At 64.8% G+C, this 19,679-nt stretch carries 19 protein-coding genes; 14 read left to right on the top strand and 5 right to left on the bottom strand.

Annotation, left to right across the window (positions count from 1 at the left end; genetic code table 11):
* Position 1: 1 nt before the first annotated feature.
* The 7 genes from AC2YJX_RS11625 (at position 2) to maiA (ending at position 6,088) form a co-directional block, all read left to right on the top strand.
* The gene (locus tag AC2YJX_RS11625; RefSeq protein ID WP_487256134.1) at positions 2-475 is read left to right on the top strand and encodes an aromatic-ring-hydroxylating dioxygenase subunit beta; all 474 of its coding nucleotides are present in this window, start codon (positions 2-4) and stop codon (positions 473-475) included.
* 9 nt (positions 476-484) lie between these two features.
* On the top strand, positions 485-808 hold the full coding sequence (locus tag AC2YJX_RS11620) for a non-heme iron oxygenase ferredoxin subunit (RefSeq protein ID WP_487256133.1): 324 nt from the start codon (positions 485-487) through the stop codon (positions 806-808).
* A 39-nt stretch (positions 809-847) separates the two neighbouring features.
* Positions 848-2,143: an NAD(P)/FAD-dependent oxidoreductase gene (locus AC2YJX_RS11615; protein WP_487256132.1), complete on the top strand. Its 1,296-nt coding sequence runs from the start codon at positions 848-850 to the stop codon at positions 2,141-2,143.
* Positions 2,144-2,372: 229 nt separating this feature from the next.
* Positions 2,373-3,089: a fumarylacetoacetate hydrolase family protein gene (locus tag AC2YJX_RS11610; protein ID WP_487256131.1), complete on the top strand. Its 717-nt coding sequence runs from the start codon at positions 2,373-2,375 to the stop codon at positions 3,087-3,089.
* Between the two features lie 152 nt (positions 3,090-3,241).
* Positions 3,242-4,366: a cupin domain-containing protein gene (locus AC2YJX_RS11605; protein WP_487256130.1), complete on the top strand. Its 1,125-nt coding sequence runs from the start codon at positions 3,242-3,244 to the stop codon at positions 4,364-4,366.
* A 55-nt stretch (positions 4,367-4,421) separates the two neighbouring features.
* The gene (locus AC2YJX_RS11600) at positions 4,422-5,423 is read left to right on the top strand and encodes a Bug family tripartite tricarboxylate transporter substrate binding protein (RefSeq protein WP_487256129.1); all 1,002 of its coding nucleotides are present in this window, start codon (positions 4,422-4,424) and stop codon (positions 5,421-5,423) included.
* 26 nt (positions 5,424-5,449) lie between these two features.
* Complete coding sequence (gene maiA, locus AC2YJX_RS11595) at positions 5,450-6,088, top strand: maleylacetoacetate isomerase (RefSeq protein WP_487256128.1); 639 nt, start codon at positions 5,450-5,452, stop codon at positions 6,086-6,088.
* A gap of 178 nt (positions 6,089-6,266) precedes the next feature.
* Here maiA and AC2YJX_RS11590 read toward each other — a convergent pair whose 3' ends face one another.
* On the bottom strand, positions 6,267-7,253 hold the full coding sequence (locus AC2YJX_RS11590; RefSeq protein ID WP_487256127.1) for a 2Fe-2S iron-sulfur cluster-binding protein: 987 nt from the start codon (positions 7,251-7,253) through the stop codon (positions 6,267-6,269).
* A gap of 109 nt (positions 7,254-7,362) precedes the next feature.
* Here AC2YJX_RS11590 and AC2YJX_RS11585 point away from each other — a divergent pair, with 109 nt between their 5' ends.
* A complete protein-coding gene (locus AC2YJX_RS11585) occupies positions 7,363-8,292 on the top strand; it encodes a LysR family transcriptional regulator (protein WP_487256126.1) in 930 nt (309 codons plus the stop codon).
* Between the two features lie 172 nt (positions 8,293-8,464).
* Here AC2YJX_RS11585 and ppsR read toward each other — a convergent pair whose 3' ends face one another.
* Positions 8,465-9,286: a posphoenolpyruvate synthetase regulatory kinase/phosphorylase PpsR gene (ppsR, locus tag AC2YJX_RS11580; protein ID WP_055398690.1), complete on the bottom strand. Its 822-nt coding sequence runs from the start codon at positions 9,284-9,286 to the stop codon at positions 8,465-8,467.
* Positions 9,287-9,550: 264 nt separating this feature from the next.
* On the opposite strand from ppsR, the gene ppsA reads away from it, so the two are divergent.
* From ppsA to AC2YJX_RS11555, 5 genes are all read left to right on the top strand, one after another.
* A complete protein-coding gene (gene ppsA / locus AC2YJX_RS11575) occupies positions 9,551-11,941 on the top strand; it encodes a phosphoenolpyruvate synthase (protein ID WP_055398689.1) in 2,391 nt (796 codons plus the stop codon).
* 67 nt (positions 11,942-12,008) lie between these two features.
* On the top strand, positions 12,009-12,353 hold the full coding sequence (locus AC2YJX_RS11570) for a DUF4212 domain-containing protein (protein WP_055398688.1): 345 nt from the start codon (positions 12,009-12,011) through the stop codon (positions 12,351-12,353).
* Between the two features lie 2 nt (positions 12,354-12,355).
* On the top strand, positions 12,356-14,446 hold the full coding sequence (locus AC2YJX_RS11565) for a VC_2705 family sodium/solute symporter (protein ID WP_121420625.1): 2,091 nt from the start codon (positions 12,356-12,358) through the stop codon (positions 14,444-14,446).
* Between the two features lie 166 nt (positions 14,447-14,612).
* Positions 14,613-15,119 carry a hypothetical protein gene (locus AC2YJX_RS11560; RefSeq protein WP_055398686.1) on the top strand — a complete coding sequence of 169 codons (507 nt, stop codon included), beginning with the start codon at positions 14,613-14,615 and terminating at the stop codon, positions 15,117-15,119.
* Positions 15,120-15,268: 149 nt separating this feature from the next.
* Positions 15,269-16,527 (top strand): IS3 family transposase gene (locus tag AC2YJX_RS11555; RefSeq protein ID WP_238385630.1). Its coding sequence is split into 2 segments (ribosomal slippage): positions 15,269-15,617 and positions 15,617-16,527, totalling 1,260 coding nucleotides; the frame shifts between segments, so codons are not numbered across the junction.
* Positions 16,528-16,572: 45 nt separating this feature from the next.
* Here AC2YJX_RS11555 and AC2YJX_RS11550 read toward each other — a convergent pair.
* From AC2YJX_RS11550 to AC2YJX_RS11540, 3 genes are all read right to left on the bottom strand, one after another.
* Entirely contained in the window at positions 16,573-16,932 is a 360-nt protein-coding gene (locus AC2YJX_RS11550; RefSeq protein ID WP_055398683.1) for an FKBP-type peptidyl-prolyl cis-trans isomerase, read from the bottom strand.
* Positions 16,933-17,082: 150 nt separating this feature from the next.
* Positions 17,083-17,391 carry a winged helix-turn-helix transcriptional regulator gene (locus AC2YJX_RS11545; RefSeq protein ID WP_010464095.1) on the bottom strand — a complete coding sequence of 103 codons (309 nt, stop codon included), beginning with the start codon at positions 17,389-17,391 and terminating at the stop codon, positions 17,083-17,085.
* 279 nt (positions 17,392-17,670) lie between these two features.
* Positions 17,671-18,576 carry a LysR family transcriptional regulator gene (locus tag AC2YJX_RS11540; protein ID WP_055398682.1) on the bottom strand — a complete coding sequence of 302 codons (906 nt, stop codon included), beginning with the start codon at positions 18,574-18,576 and terminating at the stop codon, positions 17,671-17,673.
* A 122-nt stretch (positions 18,577-18,698) separates the two neighbouring features.
* Between AC2YJX_RS11540 and AC2YJX_RS11535 the strand changes: the two genes are divergently transcribed.
* Positions 18,699-19,667, top strand: coding sequence for a hydroxymethylglutaryl-CoA lyase (locus tag AC2YJX_RS11535; protein ID WP_487256125.1), 969 nt, complete (start codon positions 18,699-18,701; stop codon positions 19,665-19,667).
* Positions 19,668-19,679 lie beyond the last annotated feature (12 nt).

Here is a 19,679-nt window from a genome sequence, read left to right as displayed (position 1 = left end):
CATGGACTTCCAGACCTACTTTGAACTAAGCCAGCTCTACGCCCGCTACGCCCGCGCGCTCGACGCGGCGGACTGGGAGGCGTGGCCTGAATTTTTTATCGAGAACTGCGTGTACAAGCTGCAGCCGCGAGAGAACCACGAGCGCGGGTTTCCGCTGGCCACGCTGGCGTTTGACAGCAAGGGCATGCTGAAAGACCGCGTCTACGGCATCCGTGAGACGCTGTTCCACGACCCCTATTACCAGCGCCACGTGGTGGGTGCGCCGCTGGTGCACAAGGTGGATGCAGACAGCCGCATCCACTGCGAGGCCAACTACGCGGTGCTGCGCACGCGCCTGTCGAAGGAATCGATGGTGTTCAACGTGGGGCGTACGCTGGATGAGGTGGTGCCCACGCCCGAAGGCCTGAAGTTCGCGTCGCGCCTCGTCGTCTACGACAGCGAGATGATCCCCAACTCGCTGATCTACCCCATCTGAGGAGCTGCCATGACGACGATGACGACGAACTGGATTGACGCCGCCGCGCATGACGATGTGCCGCAGGATGACGTGATGGGCCTGGCCGTGGCCGGGCGCGACATTGCGCTGTATGGCGTGGGCGGCGAGGTGTTTGCCACCGACAACATCTGCACCCACGGCCATGCGCGCCTGTGCGATGGGTTTCTGGAAGGGCACGAGATCGAATGCCCTTTGCACCAGGGCAAGTTTGATGTGCGCAACGGCAAACCCACCTGCGCGCCCGTCACCGAGCCGCTGCGCAGCTACCCCGTGAAGATCGAGGGCGGTCGCGTGTGGCTGGCCCTGGACTGAGCGCCGCTGAGCACAGCAACCCTCTCAAGGAGACCCCCCATGACTGCCGAACGACCTGAGGTCGAGGCCGCTGCATTGCCGCATGAAGGCGCAAACGCCCGCTCGGCCCACACCATCGTGATCGTCGGTGCGGGCCAGGCGGGCGGCTGGGCGGCGCAAACGCTGCGCAGTGAAGGCTTTGCGGGCCGCGTGGTGCTGGTCGGTAACGAAGCCCACCCGCCGCACGAGCGGCCACCGCTGTCGAAGGCGGTGCTCTCGGGCGCAGCAGCGCCTGAGAGCACGCGCCTCATGAAGCCCGAGGCCTTTGACGCCCTGGCGGTGCAATGGCGGCCCGGTGTGCAGGTGCACCGCATTGACCGCGCGGCCAAGCAGGTGCTGCTGTCGGATGGCACCGCGCAGCCCTACGACAAGCTCATCCTGTGCACCGGGGGGCGCGCCCGGCGGCTTGCCGTGCCGGGCGCTGACCAGGTGCCGCTGCACACGCTGCGCACCATTGAAGATGCGCAGGCGCTGGCCCCGGCCCTTCGGTCCGGCCGCAGCGTGGTGGTGGTGGGCGGTGGCTGGATCGGCCTGGAGGTGGCGGCCACCGCACGCCAGCAGGGCGCGGAAGTGGTGGTGGTGGAGACGCAAAGCCGCTTGTGTGAACGCTCTGTGCCTGCAGAGGTTTCGGCGTACCTGCTGGCGCTGCACCGCGCCCAGGGCGTGCGCGTGCTGCTGGGCGCGGGGGTGCGGGGCTTTGCCCGCGCTGCAGATGGCGCAGACGGCGCAGATATTCGCTCGGAGGTCTTGCTGGCCGATGGCAGCGCGCTGGCGTGCGACACCATTGTGCTGGGCGTTGGCCTGGTGCCCAACGACGAATTGGCGCGCGCGGCGGGCCTGGCTTGCGAAGGTGGCGTGCTGGTCGATGCCCAATGCCGCACGTCCGACCCCCACATCCTGGCTGCAGGCGATGTGGCCGTGGCGCCTAACCCCTGGGCGGGCCGCAGCCTGCGGCTGGAGTCGTGGCAGAACGCGCAGGAGCAGGGCATGGCCGCCGCGCGCTCGGCCCTGGGCCAGGCCGTGGACTACCAGCCGCTGCCGTGGTTCTGGTCCGACCAGTACGGCATGAACCTGCAGATCTACGGCATGCCCACGCCTGCGCACCGCGTGGTGCAGCGCGGCGACCCGGCCAGCGGCAGCTTTGTGCTGTTCTACCTGGCAGGCGATGTGGTGCAGGCAGCCGTAGGGGCCAACGCAGCGCGCGACCTGCGCTTTGCCCGCAGGCTGATCGAGCAGCGCAAGCCGGTGGATGCCGAGCGGCTGGCCGACCTGGGTACCCCGATGGCCAAGCTGTGACACAGCCTGCGCAGCGCTTCGACGGTGCTCAGCGTGAACGGCTCAGGGGGATGAATTCGATGGAGCGTCATGGAACTTGAAATGTCCGTTCTTGAAACGTCCGTTCGGGCTGAGCTTGTCGAAGCCTTGCGCGGCGCTTCGACTGCGCTCAGCGTGAACGGCTTGAGCGGACGAATGCCGAAACCGCAGCACCACTACCAACAACAGCATTAGCAAAAGGAAACCACCGATGACCGCAACCACGTCAACCACTTACCTCTGGACCCCGCCCCCCGTCTATTCGCTGCCTGTGCGTGGCCGCAGCGAGCGCCTGCCCATCCACCGGCTGTTCTTTGTGGGCCGCAACTACCACGCGCATGCGGTGGAGATGGGGCGCCCGGTGGACAAGGCGGTGGAAGTGCCGTTCTATTTCACCAAGGCGCCGTCCACGCTGGTCGAGTCTGGCGCGACCGTGGCCTACCCACCCGGCACCCAGAACTACCACCACGAAATGGAACTGGTGCTGGCCATTGGTGCGCCCGGTTTTCGTGTGAGCGAGGCCGATGCGCCCCGCCTTATCTATGGCTATGCCTGCGGCCTGGACATGACGCGCCGCGACCTGCAGCTGGTGGCGCGCGACAAGGGCCGGCCTTGGGACCTGGGCAAGGATGTAGAGCAGTCGTCCGTGGTCTCCGAGATCGTGCCTATGCCGCAGGTGGTGCTGGGCCAGGGCAATCTGGAGCTATCGGTCAACGGCACCGTGCGCCAGAAGTCCGACCTGTCCAAGCTGATCTGGAACATCCCCGAGCTGATTGCCGACCTGTCCAAGTTCTACCACCTGCAGCCGGGTGACCTGATCTTTACCGGCACGCCCGAGGGCGTAGGCCCCGTGCTGGCAGGCGACCGCATCGACGGCCACATTGAGGGCGTGGGCAGCATCTCGCTGCACGTGGGCGCGGCGGAGTAGCACCAGAACCAGGCAGCGGAGCCTGCACGAAATCACACAAACCGTTCACTGAGCGCAGTCGAAGCGCCGCGCAGGGCTTCGACAAGCTCAGCCTGAACGGATGTTGGAAGTCCGAAGAAGCTGACGGCAATAACGAAGGAGACAACCCCACCATGACCACCGACCTCACGCCTTCCCCCGTGCAGCTGCACGCCGTTGCGGGCAAGGGCCAGCCCGATCCGACGCCCGAACTGGAGCAGCTGTACCGGGGCTTTGAGCAAGAGCTGCTGGTGCCGCTCTGGACGCAGATTGGCGACCTGATGCCCCGCCAGCCCCAATCCAAAGCCGTGCCGCACCTGTGGCGCTGGGACCGCTTGAAGGCCCTGGCCGCACAGGCGGGCGCCATCGTGCCCGTGGGCCGTGGCGGGGAGCGCCGTGCGATTGCGCTGGCCAACCCGGCGCTGGGCGGGCGCCCCTTTGCCACGCCCACGCTGTGGGCCGCCATCCAGTACCTGATGCCGGGCGAAGACGCCCCCGAGCACCGGCACACGCAGCACGCGTTTCGTTTTGTGGTGGAAGGCGAGGGCGTGTGGACCGTGGTCAATGGCGATGCGGTGCGCATGTCGCGGGGCGACTTTCTGCCCCAGGCCGGCTGGAACTGGCATGCCCACCACAACGCTGCCACCGAGCCCATGGCCTGGATCGACGGTCTGGACATTCCGTTCTCGTACTACACCGAGAGCCAGTTCTTCGAAGTGGGGCGCGAGAAGCTTCCGCCCGCTGAGCGCACCACCGCCGAGCGCTCGTACTCCGAAAGGCTATGGGGCCACCCGGGCCTGCGCCCGGTATCGATGGTGCAGGCCCAGCCCGCCACGCCCCTGCTGGCCTACCGCTGGGTGGACACCGACCGTGCGCTGGCCGATCAGCTGGCGCTGGAGGACGAAGGCCAGGCGGGCACGCTGAGCCCCGGGCACGCGGCGGTGCGCTTTACCAACCCCACCACCGGTGCCGATGTGTTGCCCACGATGCGGACCGAAATGCACCGCGTGCGTGCGGGCGGTGCAACGCGGGTTCAGCGTGAGGTGGGTTCGTCCGTGTTCCAGGTGTTTGACGGCAGCGGCACCGTCACGGTGGGTGAACGCACCTGGCAGGTAGCGCGGGGCGACTTGTTTGTGGTGCCGTCGTGGCAGCCGTTCTCAGCCCAGGCATCTGCCGCTGGCGCACTCGACCTGTTCCGCTTCAGCGATGCGCCGATTTTTGAGGCGCTGCACAGCCACCGTGCGCAAGTCACTGTTTGATCCATCACTCACCAAGCCGGATTCGGCTTTCATAAAACCAAGGAGACACACCCCCATGCTGACCGCCATTCATTCACAGATTTTGAGACCCGCCCTGGCGCTTTGCGCGCTGGCCCTTGTGGCCGCCGCGAGCCTGCCCAACGCCGTGGCGCAGACCTTCCCCGCCAAACCCGTTCGCTCCGTCGCGCCATATTCGCCCGGCAGCGGCCCCGACGCGGTGATGCGCATCCTCAGCGAGCGCTTGTCGCGCAACTGGGGGCAGCAACTTGTCATCGACAACAAACCAGGGGCCAACGGGTTCATCGCCATCGGTGATGCCAAGCGCGCAACGCCAGACGGCTACACGCTGCTGCAGGTGGATAACACGCACATGGCCCTGCAGCCGCATGTGTTCAAGCAGCTGCCCTATGACCCGGCCAAAGATTTCGAGCCCGTGGCGCCGGTGTATTTCACGAACTTCTTTGTGGTGGTGGCGGCCAACTCGCCCTGGAAGGATGTGGGCGATCTGATCAAGGCGGCCAAGGCGGCGCCGGGCGACATCACCTACGGCTCCTGGGGCATCGGCAGCGTGGCCCATGTGGGCGCGGCGAGTCTGGAGGCAGCAACGGGCACGAAGATGATGCATGTGCCCTACAAGGACATGGGCAGCGTCTACACCTCGGTGGCCACGGGCGACATCAAGTGGGCGTTTGGCACGGCAGCGACGGCCGGACCGATGTTCCAGGCCAAGAAGGTGAAGTTTCTGGCCCTGGCTGCGCCCCAGCGTCTGGCGGGCTTCACCGACATTCCGACCATGGGCGAAGCGGGCGGCCCGGCCGGGTTCGAAGTGAAGACCTGGGTGGGCCTGTTCGCGCCTGCTGGCACGCCTAAGGCAGCCATCGAGAAGATCAATGCCGACGTGGGCAAGGTGCTGGCCACCTCGGAGGTCAAGGAGCGCCTGGCGACCTTCGGGTTTGAGCCCTACATTGGCCCGCCCGCTGAACTCACCAAGGCCATCGAACGCGATTCGCGCACGTTTGGTGAAGTCGTCAAGCGCGCCAAGATTGCCCTGGACTGAGGCACAAACTGACACAGTGACTGACCATGAAACTCTATTCCTTCTTCCGCAGCGGCACCTCCCACCGCTTGCGCATTGCGCTCAATCTCAAGGGGCTGGCCTACGAGCAGGTCGCGGTCGATTTGCGGCGTGAGGAACACTTGGGCGATGCCTTCAAGGCCATCAACCCGCAGCAGTTCGTGCCCGTGCTGGAGGCCGACGAGGGCGTGATGATCCAGTCGCCCGCCATCATCGAGTGGCTCGAAGAGCGCTATCCCACACCACCGCTGCTGCCCGGCGATGCAGGCAATCGTGCCCAGGTGCGCGCCCTGGCGGCCATCGTGGGCTGCGACATCCACCCGGTCAACAACCGCCGCATTCTGGAGGCGCTGCGCCATCGCTTTGGTGCCGACGAGGCGGCGGTGAACGATTGGTGCGGCACCTGGATCAGCGCGGGTTTTGATGCCATCGAGGCGCTGCTGGCCAGGGACCCGCAGCGCGGTGATTTTTGCTTTGGCAGCACCCCCACCATGGCCGATGTGTACCTGGTGCCGCAGGTGGAGAGCGCGCGCCGCTTCAAGGTGGACTTGTCGCGCTGGCCGCTGGTGCAGGCGGTGGATGCCGCCTGTGCGCAGCTGGAAGCGTTCCGCAAGGCGGCGCCCAGTGCGCAGCCGGATGCGGGCTGAGCCTGCCGAAGCCCCTCGCGGCGCTTCGACCGCGCTGAGTGAGCGGTTCAAGTGGATTCAGACGACTCCAAGAACCTCATTCCTTTTCCAAATCATTCGTGTCCAGGCGCGAAGCCGCAGACAGTGCTGTAGCACGGCAAGGCGAAGCAACAACGACACGGATGATTTGGAGACGGAATCAGTCGCCCTGCATGTAAAACGCCTCGGCATGGAGGTGTGCTGCCTCCAGCCCTTTGCCCAGCGCCAGCAGTGTGGTGGTTTCCACCATCGGCGGCGAGCCACACAGATACGCCTGCCAGCCTTGCAGGCTCGCGTGGTCCTGCTCGATGGCCTGGGTCACCAGCCCGCGCCGCTGTGTGGCAGGGTCGGCGCCTGATGCCACCACCACATGCACCTGCAGAGCAGGGTGCACGCTGCGCAAATGGTCCAGCCACCCCAGGCCATACAGCTCGCGCGGGGAGCGCAGGCCGAAGTACAGGTGAATGGGGTTGCGCATCCCGGCGGCCATGGCGCCGCGCACCACCGACAGCACTGACGCCAGCCCGGTGCCCCCGGCCACGCACAGCATGGGCCCCGTGTGCTGCTGGCGCAAATAGGCCGCACCCAGCGGCCCGCTGACCTTGACCTTGTCCCCCACCTTCAGCTGCCCGGCGATGTAGCCGCTGACCCGGCCCTGGGGCATGAGCTGTATATGGAACTCCAGCAGCGGCTCGCCGGGCAGGTTTGCCATGGAGTAGGGGCGCACATGCGTCGGCGTGAACCCCAGTTGCATGTACTGGCCCGGCGAGTACGCAATGGGCTTTGCCACCTTGAGCAGCAGGCGCCGGATGTCTGCCGCCAGCGGTTCGATGGCCACCACGGTGGCCTTGGCCACGCGCGCACGGTGCACCACGGCTTCGCCGGGGGCGGGCACTTCGATGGTGCAGGGCTCGGTCACATAGGTCTGGCAGGCCAGCACGGCACCGTCCACGCCGTCCAGCGGGCGCTGCTGCTCGCGCCCGCCATCGAGCACCTCACCAGACAGCACCCGGCAGCGGCAGATGCCGCAGCGCCCAGAAAGGCACGAATACGACATCGGAACCTGCGCCGCGCGCAGGGCGTCGAGCAGGTTCACGCCGGGCTCGGCGCGGATCACGCGGTTAAGCGGCTGAACGAGGATGTCCATGGCGGGCTGCGGTCGATTTCATCCAGCCCATTGTGCCCACGAAAGCGCCAGCGAATCACTGGCTGCAATACCATCGCCACTTCATATCACGCAAGCTGATGGAGTGGCGATGGAGCTATCGGATATCGACCTGAACCTGCTGGTGCTGTTTCAGCAACTCATGGTCGAACGGCGCGTGTCGAAAGTGGCCGACAACCTGGGTCTGACGCAGCCTGCCGTGAGCAACGCGCTGGCCAAGCTGCGGCGCATTTTTGGCGACGAGTTGTTCTTGCGCACCTCGGGCGGCATGGTGCCCACGCCTTTTGCCGAGCAACTGGGCGAATCCGTGGGGTATGCGCTGGGCATGATCCACAGCGGGCTGAACCAGCGCACGCAGTTCACGCCCGCAACGCTCAAGCGCACCATCACCATCGGCATGACAGACATTGGCGAGATCGTCTTCCTGCCCGCGCTGCTGGAGCGCCTGGGGCGGGAGGCGCCGGGCGTCACGCTGAACACCGTGCGCAACAACGCGACCCATCTGCGCGAAGACATGGAGGCTGGCAAGGTGGACCTGGCCATCGGCCTGCTGCCGCAGTTGAAAGCGGGGTTCTTCCAGCGGCGCTTGTTCCGCCAGCGCTATGTGTGCCTGTTCCGCAAGGGCCACGCGCTGGACCGGCCCAAGCTGCTGTTGTCGGACTACAAGGCGGCAGAGCACCTGGTGATCGTGTCAGCGGGCACGGGGCACGGCAAGGTGGACGAGCTTATCCAGAAGGCTGGCATCGACCGTCTGGTGCGGCTGAGCGTGCCGCACTTTGTGAGCGTGGGCCACATCCTCCAAAGCACGGCGCTGGTGGCGACGGTGCCCGAGCGGCTGGCGCTCAAGCTGGTCGAGCCCTTTGGCCTGGTGGTGCGCACGCACCCCGTCAAACTGCCTGACGCGCCCATCAGCGTGTTTTGGCACGCCAAGGTGCACCGCGAGCCGGTGAACCAATGGCTGCGCAGCATGGTGTTTGAATTGTTTGGGGGCGATGGCCCCGCAGGAGGTGGTCTGCCGTGATCTGCGGGCGGGGCTTGCGGCGCAAGCCAGACTGCACCACCGGTCCTGTGAGAACATTGCTATATTATTTATAGCGTGTTGCGCTTGTCAGTAGGGCGGTAGAGCCTGTTTTTGCATAAATTCTGCCATGGCCCCCGAGGGAGGTTGAGTCGTACTTGCCATGCAACGCTGCTCAATACACCAGCCTCTCCGGCCGAATCTCCTGCAGGATGGTCGTCGCAATCTCTTCAATCGACTTGGTGGTGGTGGACAACCACCGGATGCCTGCGCGGCGCATCATGGCCTCGGCTTCGGAGACCTCCATGCGGCAGTTCTCCAGGCTGGCGTAGCGCGAATTGGGGCGGCGCTCGGCGCGGATCTCGGCCAGGCGGTCGGGGCTGATGGTCAGGCCAAAGATCTTGCTGCGAAACGGCACCAGGGCAGGGGGCAGCTGGCGGCGCTCGAAATCCTCGGGGATCAGCGGGTAGTTGGCGGCTTTCAGGCCACATTGCATGGCCAGATACAGGCTGGTGGGGGTCTTGCCGCTGCGGCTCACGCCCACCAGGATCACGTCGGCACCTGCCAGGTCGCGGTTGCTCTGGCCGTCGTCATGGGCCAGGCTGAAGTTGATGGCTTCGATGCGGTCTGTGTATTCCTTGCTGCGGCTCACGTCGCTGAAGCGGCCCACACGGTGGTGCGATTTGATGCCCAGCTCCTGCTCCAGCGGGTGGACGAAGGTGCCGAACATATCGAGCAGCATGCCCTTGCAGCCGTCCTGGATGACCTTGAGCACTTCCATGTTGACCAGCGTGGTGAAGACGATGGGCTTTTTGCCCTCGACTTCTCCGGTGTGGTTGATCTGCCGCACGGCTTGGTGGGCCTTGTCCACCGTGTCGATGAAGGGCAGGCGCACATGGCGCGGCTTCATCTCGAATTGGGCCAGGATGGCGTTGCCGAAGGTTTCGGCGGTGATACCGGTGCCGTCAGAGACAAAAAATACGGTGCGCGAGTGCATGGAGCCCCTTTTTTTGGATGCGGCTTGCGCCAGCCGGGTTGCCACCACAAAGAAGTGGTGATTGCCCGATTTGCGTAAGTCGCGTGAAAGCGTCAGCCCGCTGCCAGATGCTCGGGCCTACAATTGTCACAATTATCCAATTCTCACCATGCACCGCGTCGGCCCACAACCACAACGACAAAGCCTCAGGCCGTGCATGGCCGCCTGCCAGGAGCCATCCAGGGCCCGGCACGCAGACCCGGTTTCAACTTCTGGAGCTTTCCCATGTCTGCACTTTTCAGCCCGACCGCCCTGGTCGTACCGTTTGAAAACCTGAGAATGACCGATGTCGAGGTCGTTGGCGGTAAAAACGCCAGCCTCGGCGAGATGATCTCCCAGCTGCCGCAGGGCGTGCGTGTGCCCACGGGCTTTGCCACCACCGCCCACGCGTTCCGCGAGTTCCTGGCCTATGACGGCCTGGCCGACCGCATTAGCGCCAAGCTCAAGAGCCTGGACACCGAAGACGTGCGCGCGCTTGCACAAGTGGGTGCAGAAATCCGCGCCATGGTCGAGGCCCAGCCCTTCCCGGCCGACCTGCAAAAGGCCATTGCCGACGAATTTGCCAAGCTGAGTGCTGGCAACCCCGCTGCCTCTTTTGCCGTGCGCTCTTCCGCCACGGCCGAGGACCTGCCCGACGCATCGTTTGCCGGCCAGCAGGAAACCTTCCTGAACGTGGTGGGCATCGACGAAGTCATGCACAAGATGAAGGAAGTGTTCGCGTCGCTGTACAACGACCGCGCCATTTCCTACCGGGTGCACAAGGGCTTCGAGCACGATGTGGTGGCCCTGTCGGCCGGTGTGCAGCGCATGGTGCGCTCCGACCTGGGCGCTGCCGGCGTGATGTTCACCATCGACACCGAATCCGGCTTTGAAGACGTGGTTTTCATCACCAGCAGCTACGGCCTGGGCGAAACCGTGGTGCAGGGCGCCGTGAACCCCGATGAGTTCTACGTGCACAAGCCCATGCTCCAGGCCGGCAAGAAGGCGCTGATCCGCCGCAACCTGGGCAGCAAGCTGATCCAGATGGTGTTCTCCACGCCTGAGGAAAAGGCCGCCAGCGGCAAGCTCGTCAAGACCATTGATGTGCCCACCGAGCAGCGCAACCGCTACTCGCTGACCGACGCCGACGTGGAGCAACTGGCGCGCTACGCGCTCGTGATCGAGCAGCACTATGGCCGCCCCATGGACATCGAGTGGGGCAAGGACGGCACCGACGGCCAGCTCTACATCCTGCAGGCCCGCCCCGAGACGGTGAAGAGCCAGGCCAAGGGCCAGGCCGAGCTGCGCTACAAGCTCAAGGGCCATGGCACCGTGCTGGCCGAGGGCCGCGCCATTGGCCAGAAGATTGGCACCGGCCCGGTGCGCCTGGTGCACAACATTTCCGAGATGGACAAGGTCCAGCCCGGCGATGTGCTCGTGACCGACATGACCGACCCCAACTGGGAACCCGTGATGAAGCGCGCCAGCGCCATCGTCACGAACCGGGGCGGCCGCACCTGCCACGCCGCCATCATTGCGCGCGAGCTGGGCATCCCGGCCGTGGTGGGCTGCGGCGACGCGACCGAGCGGCTGAAGGACGGCACGCTGGTCACGGTGAGCTGCTCCGAGGGCGACACGGGCAAGATCTATGACGGCCTGCTTGAAACCGAAGTGACCGAAGTGCAGCGCGGCGCGATGCCCCCCATCAAGACCAAGATCATGATGAACGTGGGCAACCCCCAGCTGGCCTTTGACTTCTGCCAGCTGCCCAACGAAGGCGTGGGTCTGGCCCGGCTGGAGTTCATCATCAACAACAACATTGGTGTGCACCCCAAGGCCATCCTGGACTACCCCCAGATCGATGCCGACCTGAAGAAGGCCGTGGAGTCCGTGGCCCGTGGCCATGCCAGCCCCAGGGCGTTCTATGTGGACAAGGTCGCCGAAGGCGTGGCCACTATTGCGGCCGCCTTCTGGCCCAAGCCCGTCATCGTGCGCCTCTCGGACTTCAAGTCCAACGAATACCGCAAGCTGATCGGCGGCAGCCGCTACGAGCCCGAGGAAGAAAACCCGATGCTGGGCTTCCGTGGCGCAGCCCGCTACATCAGCGAAGACTTCGGTGAAGCCTTTGCCATGGAGTGCGAGGCGCTCAAGCGCGTGCGCAACGACATGGGCCTGACCAACGTGCAGGTGATGGTGCCGTTTGTGCGCACGCTGGGCCAGGCCGAGCGCGTGACCAAGCTGCTGGCCACCCATGGCCTTCAGCGCGGCAAGGACGATCTCAAGGTCATCATGATGTGCGAAGTGCCGAGCAACGCCATCCTGGCCGAGCGCTTCCTGGAGTTCTTCGACGGCTTCTCCATCGGCTCCAACGACCTGACCCAGCTCACGCTGGGCCTGGACCGTGATTCGGGCCTGGAGCTGCTGGCGCAGGACTTTGATGAGCGTGACCCCGCTGTCGAGGCACTGATTCATCAGGCCATCAAGGCCTGCCTGGCCCAGGGCAAGTACATCGGCATCTGCGGCCAGGGCCCCAGCGACCACCCTGACTTTGCGCAGTGGCTGGCCAAGGAAGGCATCTCGTCGATCTCGCTCAACCCCGACAGCGTGATCGCCACCTGGCAGCAACTGGCAGGCTGACGCTCCGACCGGGCTGCCATGTGCCGACTGCACCACCCGCCACTGCGTCCCTGATGCCGTGCCTGTGATGCAGCCACCGCAGCAGCACCGGCGTTCTGCAGATGCCGAAATGGCGGGCCCGTTCCCGCCCGATCTGCACGATGTGCGGCACCTCAAGCTCAAGGCCGGCTTGCTGCTGCTATGGGCGCTGGTGTCGTTTGGTGCCACCTACTTCGCCCGGGACCTGCAAGTGCTGGTCTTTGGCGGGTGGCCCCTGGGTTACTGGATTGCGGCGCAGGGGGCAGTGCTGGTGTTCATTGGCATTGTGGTGGTCTATGGCTGGGCCATGAACCGCTTCGAACGGCAGGATGCGGAGCGCCTGGCAGCGGATGCCGCAGCCCTTTCGGACGACGCGGACCGCCCCCACGGCTGACCATGGCTGAAAACAATTCTTCCGACACCGATCGGGCCTATCTGTGGCGGTTGCACCGCATCCTGGCGCTGTATGTGACCGGGGTGCTGGCCTTTCTGGCGCTGATGACCTGGGCAGAGCACCAGGGGCTTTCGCGGCACTGGATCGGGCCGATTTTTCTTTTCCTCACGGTGATGGTCTACGCGGGCATCGGTGTCTATGGCCGTACCACCGACCCCGAGGAATACTACGTGGCGGGTCGGCGCATTCCGCCCATGTACAACGGCATGGCGGCAGCGGCAGACTGGATGAGTGCCGCATCGTTCATCAGTCTGTCGGGGGCGCTTTACCTGCAGGGTTTTTCCGGCACACCGGGGCAGGCCGGGGGGCTGGCCTATCTGCTGGGGTGGACGGGAGGCTTTTGCCTGGTGGCGATGCTGATCGCACCGCACCTGCGCGCCATGGGCCTGTACACCGTGCCCGATTTTTTCCATGTGCGTTTTGGCGGCCGGTGGCCGCGTGTGATTGCGGCGCTGGCGGCGGTGCTCTGTTCGTTCACGTACGTGGTGGCGCAGATTTACGGTGTGGGGCTGATCGCTTCGCGCCTGACCGGTGTGCAGTTCGAGATCGGCATCATGCTGGGCCTGGGCGGGGTGCTGCTGTGCTCCTTCCTCGGTGGCATGCGCGCCATCACCTGGACGCAGGTGGCGCAGTATGTGGTGGTGCTGCTGGCGTTCCTGATCCCAGTGTCCTGGCTGGCGTACAAACAATTGGGCAACCCGTTGGCGCCCGCAGTCTATGGCGCGCAGATCAGCAAGATCGCCGACCTGGAAGCGCAGCTGCTCGATTCCCCCGCAGAGCATCAGGTGGTGCAGACCTACCTGCGGCGCGCCCAGGATTTTGAGGCGCGGCTGCGTGATGTGGAAGGCGCCCTGGAGCGTGAGCGCGAGAAAGGGCGGGAGCGCATTCGCGCGCTGCGCACCCAGAACGCCGATGTAGGCTTGATCGTCACGGCCAGCCGCGAGCTGGCGGCCCTGCCGCGCGATGCCGCAGCGGCGCGCGAACGCTGGACCCGCGAAATGCGCGAGAACTACGAACGTGCGCGCCCCCTGGGCGGCTTGCCCCTGCACAGCCAGGCGTATGTGGGTGACCCGCAGGGCACGCCCGACGAGCAACGCGACTACGAGCTGACGCGCCGCAACTTCCTGGCACTCATGTTCTGCCTGATGGTGGGCACGGCAGGCTTGCCGCACCTGCTCACGCGCTACTACACCTCGCCCACGGTGTCGGCGGCGCGGGCATCGGTGGCGTGGTCGCTGTTTTTCATCGCCTTGCTGTACCTGAGTGCGCCCGCGTTGGCGGTGCTGGTGAAATTCGAGGTCATGCAAAACCTGGTGGGCAGCAGTTTCGAGGCTTTGCCCACCTGGATGGCCCAATGGGCGCGGGTGGACAGCTCGCTGTTGTCGGTGGAAGACGTGAACGCTGACGGCATCGTGCAGTTTGGAGAGATCCGGCTGGGGGCCGACCTCATCATGTTGGCCACGCCGGAGCTGGGGGGCTTGCCCTATGTGGTGTCGGGCCTGGTGGCGGCTGGCGGGCTGGCGGCGGCGCTGTCTACCGCTGATGGGCTGCTGCTCACCATCAGCAACGCCCTGGTGCGCGACCTGTATTTTCAGGACGCAAAGCGCCAGGCGTCGCCGGAGCAGCGTGTGATTCTGAGCAAGTTTGCCTTGCTGTCCGTGGCCCTGTCGGCAGCATTTGTAGCGGCGCTCAAACCCTCTGAGATTCTGCCGATGGTGTCGGCGTCGTTCTCGTTGGCGGCTTCGGCCTTTGTGCCGGTGATGGTGCTGGGCATCTTCTGGCGCGGCACCACGCGGCAGGGGGCGGTGGCGGGCATGCTGGCAGGGCTTGGCGTGGCGGTGTACTACCTGCTGTCGCATGTGCCCGCCATGCGCGCGCTGCCCAGCTGGCTGCTGGCAGACGGGCTGTGGTTTGGTATTCAGCCCGTCTCGGCCGGGGTGTTTGGCGTGCCCACCGGCTTGGTAGCGACGGTGGTGGTGAGCTGGCTGACCCGGCCTGCCCCGGCGCTGCCGCGCATCCGGTCCGAGATGTAGGGGGACTTGGGTTGGCAGGCTGGAGTGCCCTGCCCGTGCGCCTGCTAATGGGTTATGCGTAAACCCCGATTACCAAGCCTGCGCAAACGTGAGAATCTGGGACGTAAAAGCTTACCTGTCGGGGTGAGCTTCGGTCACACCACAATGGTTCAGCTCAAGGAGATTCATGGTTCTCGTCAAAACGCAGGCAGGGCAGGAAGCGCTCAAGGATCGGCGCGGTAGCCTCAGCTCACGCCAGCGCTCGGCTTTTATTCTTTTTGACGGAAAGCGCTCTACGGGCGAAATACTGGCGGCCACGGCAGCCATGGGGATCACGCAGGAGGATGTCCAGGCCATGATTGCGCAGGGACTGCTGGCTCCGCTGCCGGGGCAGTCTCTGCCTGCAGCTTTTGCCACCCCGCATGATGCGACGGCAGAGCCTGCACCGGCCACCGATCTGGGGACGGTGGCGTCGCCGCTGGAGGGCTCCGGGCGCTCACCCAAGGAGCGTTACCAGGCGGCCTACCCGATCGCCACCGAACTGACAGCGGGGCTGGGGCTGCGTGGGTTCCGGTTGAATCTGGCGGTGGAAGGGGCGGGCAGCTTCGAGGATCTGGCGGCGCTGGCACCCAAGATCCGCGAGGCGGTGGGTGACGCCAAATTCAAGCGGCTGGACGAAGCGCTTTTTGATTGAGGCGCCCGGATCCTCTCCCCCGAGAGGCGCACCAGGTTCATGCGTGAAGTGTTGGCACAAAAAAAGCGGCCCCAGGCCGCTTTGTGTTTGGTGCGTGACCCGTCCTGAATGAGGTTGACACCTTTCTGTTCATCAGGAAGGAAAGTCAAGTGGATCAATGGGTTAAGAGAACGCAGAAGGACTACACACTGGCCTTTAAGCTGGCGGTGGTGGATCAGGTAGAAAGAGGCGAGCTGACGTACGGGCAAGCCCAGGAGCGCTATGGCATCCAGGGTGCCTCGACCGTGCTGGTCTGGCTGCGCAAGCATGGCCGCCAGGACTGGAAGGCCGCATCATCGGGCTTCAAAGGACCCACACCCATGCAAGAGCCATCCAAGCCGCTGACACCCGAGCAGCGCATCAAGGAGCTGGAGGTGCAACTGAAGCAGGCGCAGGAGAAAGCGCAGTTCTTTGAGGCGGTGATCCATGTGCTCAAGCGCGAACATGGGGTAACCATCACAAAAAAGCCTGCTGGCAAGTCCTCCAAGAAAAGCTCGTCCAAGGGCTGAGCGTTGTGAGAGCTTGCCAGTACATGGGCATCAGTCGGCAGGCGCACTACAAGGCCCTGGCCTGCCAACGGCTGCGCGATGAACAACAGGCCAGCGTAGTGGCCATGGTCGATGAGAAGCGGCGACACCAGCCGCGCATCGGCACACGCAAGCTGCACTTTATTCTGAAGGAGCCGCTGCAGCACGCGGGCATCAAGCTCGGCCGCGATGCCTTGTTCGACATCCTGCGTCATGAACGGATGCTGGTCTTGCCCAAGCGGGCGTACCACAAGACCACCAACAGCCACCATCGCTTCCGGCGCCATCCCAACCTACTTAAAGACACAGCAGCCAAGGTGGTACCTAGCGGCTGCGAACAGCTGTGGGTGGCAGACATTACCTACCTGCCCACCAAAGAAAAACCGGCTTACCTGAGCCTGGTAACGGATGCCTATTCCCGCAAGATCGTGGGCTGGCATGTACATGAAGGGCTGGAGACTGCTCAGGTCAGCCAGGCGCTGAAAATGGCTCTGCGCAACAGGCAGACCAGCCAGAAGCTGGTGCACCACTCTGATCGGGGCATCCAATACTGTTCGGCGGAGTACCAACGCATCCATGACCGCCATGAGATCACGTGCTCGATGACCGATGGCTACGACTGCTACCAGAATGCCTTGGCAGAACGGGTTAACGGCATCCTGAAGATGGAATTCCTGCTGCACCGCCCGGCAAACCTTGAGCAGGCCAAGACCATGGTGAGCGAGTCAGTGCGTCTATACAACGAGCAGCGGCCCCACCTGTCCCTAGAATACAAAACGCCCGATGCGATGCACCGGGCGTCTCTTGCAAGCCAATTGCGGCTGGGATTCAATCCCGCATAGGGGTCAACCTATTCCAGGACGGGTCAGCGTCACAGGGCGCAGCGCTCAGCGGCCGACCTTCAGCAGTTCCACATCGAACTTGAGCGTGGCGTTCGGTGGAATCACGCCGCCCGCGCCGCGTGCACCGTAGCCGAGGGCGGCAGGAATGATCAAGGTGCGCTGGCCACCGATCTTCATGCCTTGCACGCCTTCGTCCCAGCCCTTGATGACCATGCCCGCGCCCAGCGAGAACTCGAAGGGGTCGTTGCGGTCGCGGCTGGAGTCGAACTTGGCACCTTGCTCGCCGTTGTTGTAGAGCCAGCCGGTGTAGTGCACCGACACGTTCTGGCCCTTGGTGGCTTCGGCTCCTTCGCCCACGGTGGTGTCTTCGTATTGCAGGCCGGATGCGGTGGTGGTCAGTGCCATGGGTGAAATTCCTTGTTTGCTATTAAAAAAAGAGCTATTGGCGCTTGATGGTTAAGCGCTAGCAGCATTTTTGACCCCCATTTTAACGAAAGCCCCGCGCGGAGGTCCGGCGGGGCTTTTCCCTGAGTGGGGCAGGGGAGCTGTTTGGCGTCAGGCTTTTTTGGCGCGGCCAGCGACCCAGCGGGTGGCGAAGGCCTGCACGTCCGACAGGCGCTTGAGCAGGTCGGCGCCCGAGGGGGTGACGGTGTAGCCGTCGCTGCCGTGGTCTACAAAACCGGCTTCGCGCAGTTCCTTGATGCGGGTGTTGAGTGTGTTGGGGGTGATGCCCCCCACGCTGTCCTGCAGCAGGCGGAAGGTCTGGGGGTGACCGTCCTTCAGGGCCCACAGCACGCGCAGTGCGTAACGGCATTCGAGCCGCTCGAACAACTGGTTGATGGCGGCATTTTCTTTGGAGCTCATGGACGCTTCTCCTCGCGCAAGTGTTGGATCAAATATTCATTCGGGTGGGCGAATGCCGGGCCCGGTGATGCGCTGAGACTATAGCGCGGAACCCATTTTGCTACAAGTTTGGTAGCTCAGAACGCACACCACACATGCGCTACACCCCGAAAAACCTGTGTTACAAGTCAAACTGTTGCGGTAGGGCCACGGTTCTAGGAGCCTGTAGGACTTAGAGCGTCGAAAGCGAAAAATGGACTGCTGCGGTCCATTCGCCATACCTGATAGGCTCCTAGTCGGTCATTCCTGACGGCCCAGCCCTGCCAGATGGCTGACCAGCAACTGTGCGGCCGGGGCCAGCATCTGGGCGCTGCGGTAACAGATGGCGAAGCGCCGCCGGGCCCAAGGGTCGCTCAGTGGAACCACCCGGATGGGCGCAGTCTGGGCAAAAGGCAGGGCCACTTCGCGCGGCACGACACTGATGGCCAGGTTGGCCCGCACCACCCGAAGTGCCGCATCGAAGTTGGACACCAGCACCCGGTGCGCCAGCATCTTTCCCTCCACGGCCGCAGCGCGCGCCAGCAACACCTGCACGGCGCTCAGTGCGGGCATGCTGACGAATTCATGGTCCAGCACGTCGGCAAAACGCACGCTCTGGTGCTGGGCCACCGGGTGCAGCGCATGGGCCACCACGGCCAGGTGGTCGGTACGGTAGCCGCAGGTTTCCAGGCCTGTAAGGTCGGCCGCGTCCCAGCAGATGCCGATGGAGGCACTGCCGTCGCGGATGCCCTGTACGACGTCCGGGCTCACGCGCTCCTCCAGGCTTACCTGGATGTCGCGGTGCGCCGGATCTTGCAGAAAAGCGGCCACGTCGTCTGCCAGTGATTCGGCCATCACCGAGGCCGTGACCAGCATGCGCACATGGCCCCGCGTGCCGGTGGCATAGGCCGCCATGTCGCGTTCAATCTGGCCCACGCTGGCCAGCATGGTGCGCGCGTGCTCCAGCAGGGTTTCGCCCGCCGGGGTGGGCACCACGCCACGGCGTTTGCGCAGTAGCAGGGGCGTGCCCACGGTGTCTTCCAGCTGCGCCAGCCGCTTGCTGATGGCCGAGCCCACGATGGACTCCTGCTCGGCCACGCGCGCGATGCTGCGCTGCTCGCACACGGCGGCAAAGAGGCGCAGGGTCTGCAGGTCCAGATCGCGCATGGGCTTGTCTCCAGGTGTTTGATATTCCTGTTTGGAATCATATGGCTTCCAAAATGTATTTTCTGATTCTGTTGGGAATTTCTAGAATCGACGGCAGAACACCACCCGCCGGAGACAACGCAGTGCTTACCCCCTCTACCGCTTCCACCACCCCGGCGCGTGCCACCGTCCGCGAAGTGGGTCTGCGCGACGGCCTGCAAAGCATTGCCACCGTGGTCTCCACCGCGCACAAGATCGAATGGATCAACGCCGCCTACGCCGCTGGCCAGCGCGAGATCGAGGTGGGCTCCTTCGTGCCCGCCCGGCTGCTGCCCCAGCTGGCCGATACGGCCGAGGTGCTGGCCCACGCCAAAACCCTGCCGGGCCTGGTGGCCTCGGTGCTCGTGCCCAACTACAAAGGCGCCGAACGCGCGCTGGAGCAGGGCGCTGACTTGATGGTGGTGCCCTTGTCTGCCAGCCACGCCCACAGCCTGGCCAACCTGCGCAAGACGCCCGACGAGGTGGTGGCCGAGGTGGCCCACATCCGCGCGCTGCGCGATGCCAGCGGCAGCCGCACATTGATCGAAGGTGGCGTGGGAACGGCCTTTGGTTGCACCTTGCAGGGCGAGGTAGCCGAGAGCGAGGTGCTGCGCCTGATGCAAGCGCTGCTGGATGCGGGCGCCGACCGCGTGAGCCTGGCCGACACCGTGGGCTATGCCGACCCGGCCTCGGTCGCCCGCCTGTTTGGCAAAGCGCGTGCGCTGGTGGGCGACCGCCTGGCCTGCGCGCACTTCCACGACACGCGCGGCATGGGCCTGGCCAATGTGGTTGCCGCCTGGCAGGCAGGCATCACGCGCTTTGACGCCTGCCTGGCCGGCATTGGCGGCTGCCCGCACGCGCCGGGCGCCAGCGGCAATGTCACCACCGAAGACCTGGTGTTCATGCTGGAGCGCATGGGCGTTGCCACCGGCATCGATGTGACTGCGCTGCTCGCGCTGCGCCAGCGCGTGGCCGGATGGCTGGCGGGCGAGACCCTGCATGGCACGCTGTGGCAGGCAGGGCTGCCGCAGAATGCCGCACCTGCCGCGCTGCACGAAGCAGCAACCGCCTGAACCCCTTTTCGG

It is taken from the genome of Acidovorax sp. SRI_002, assembly GCF_057586455.1.
This window is presented reverse-complemented; position numbering and strand designations above follow the sequence as displayed.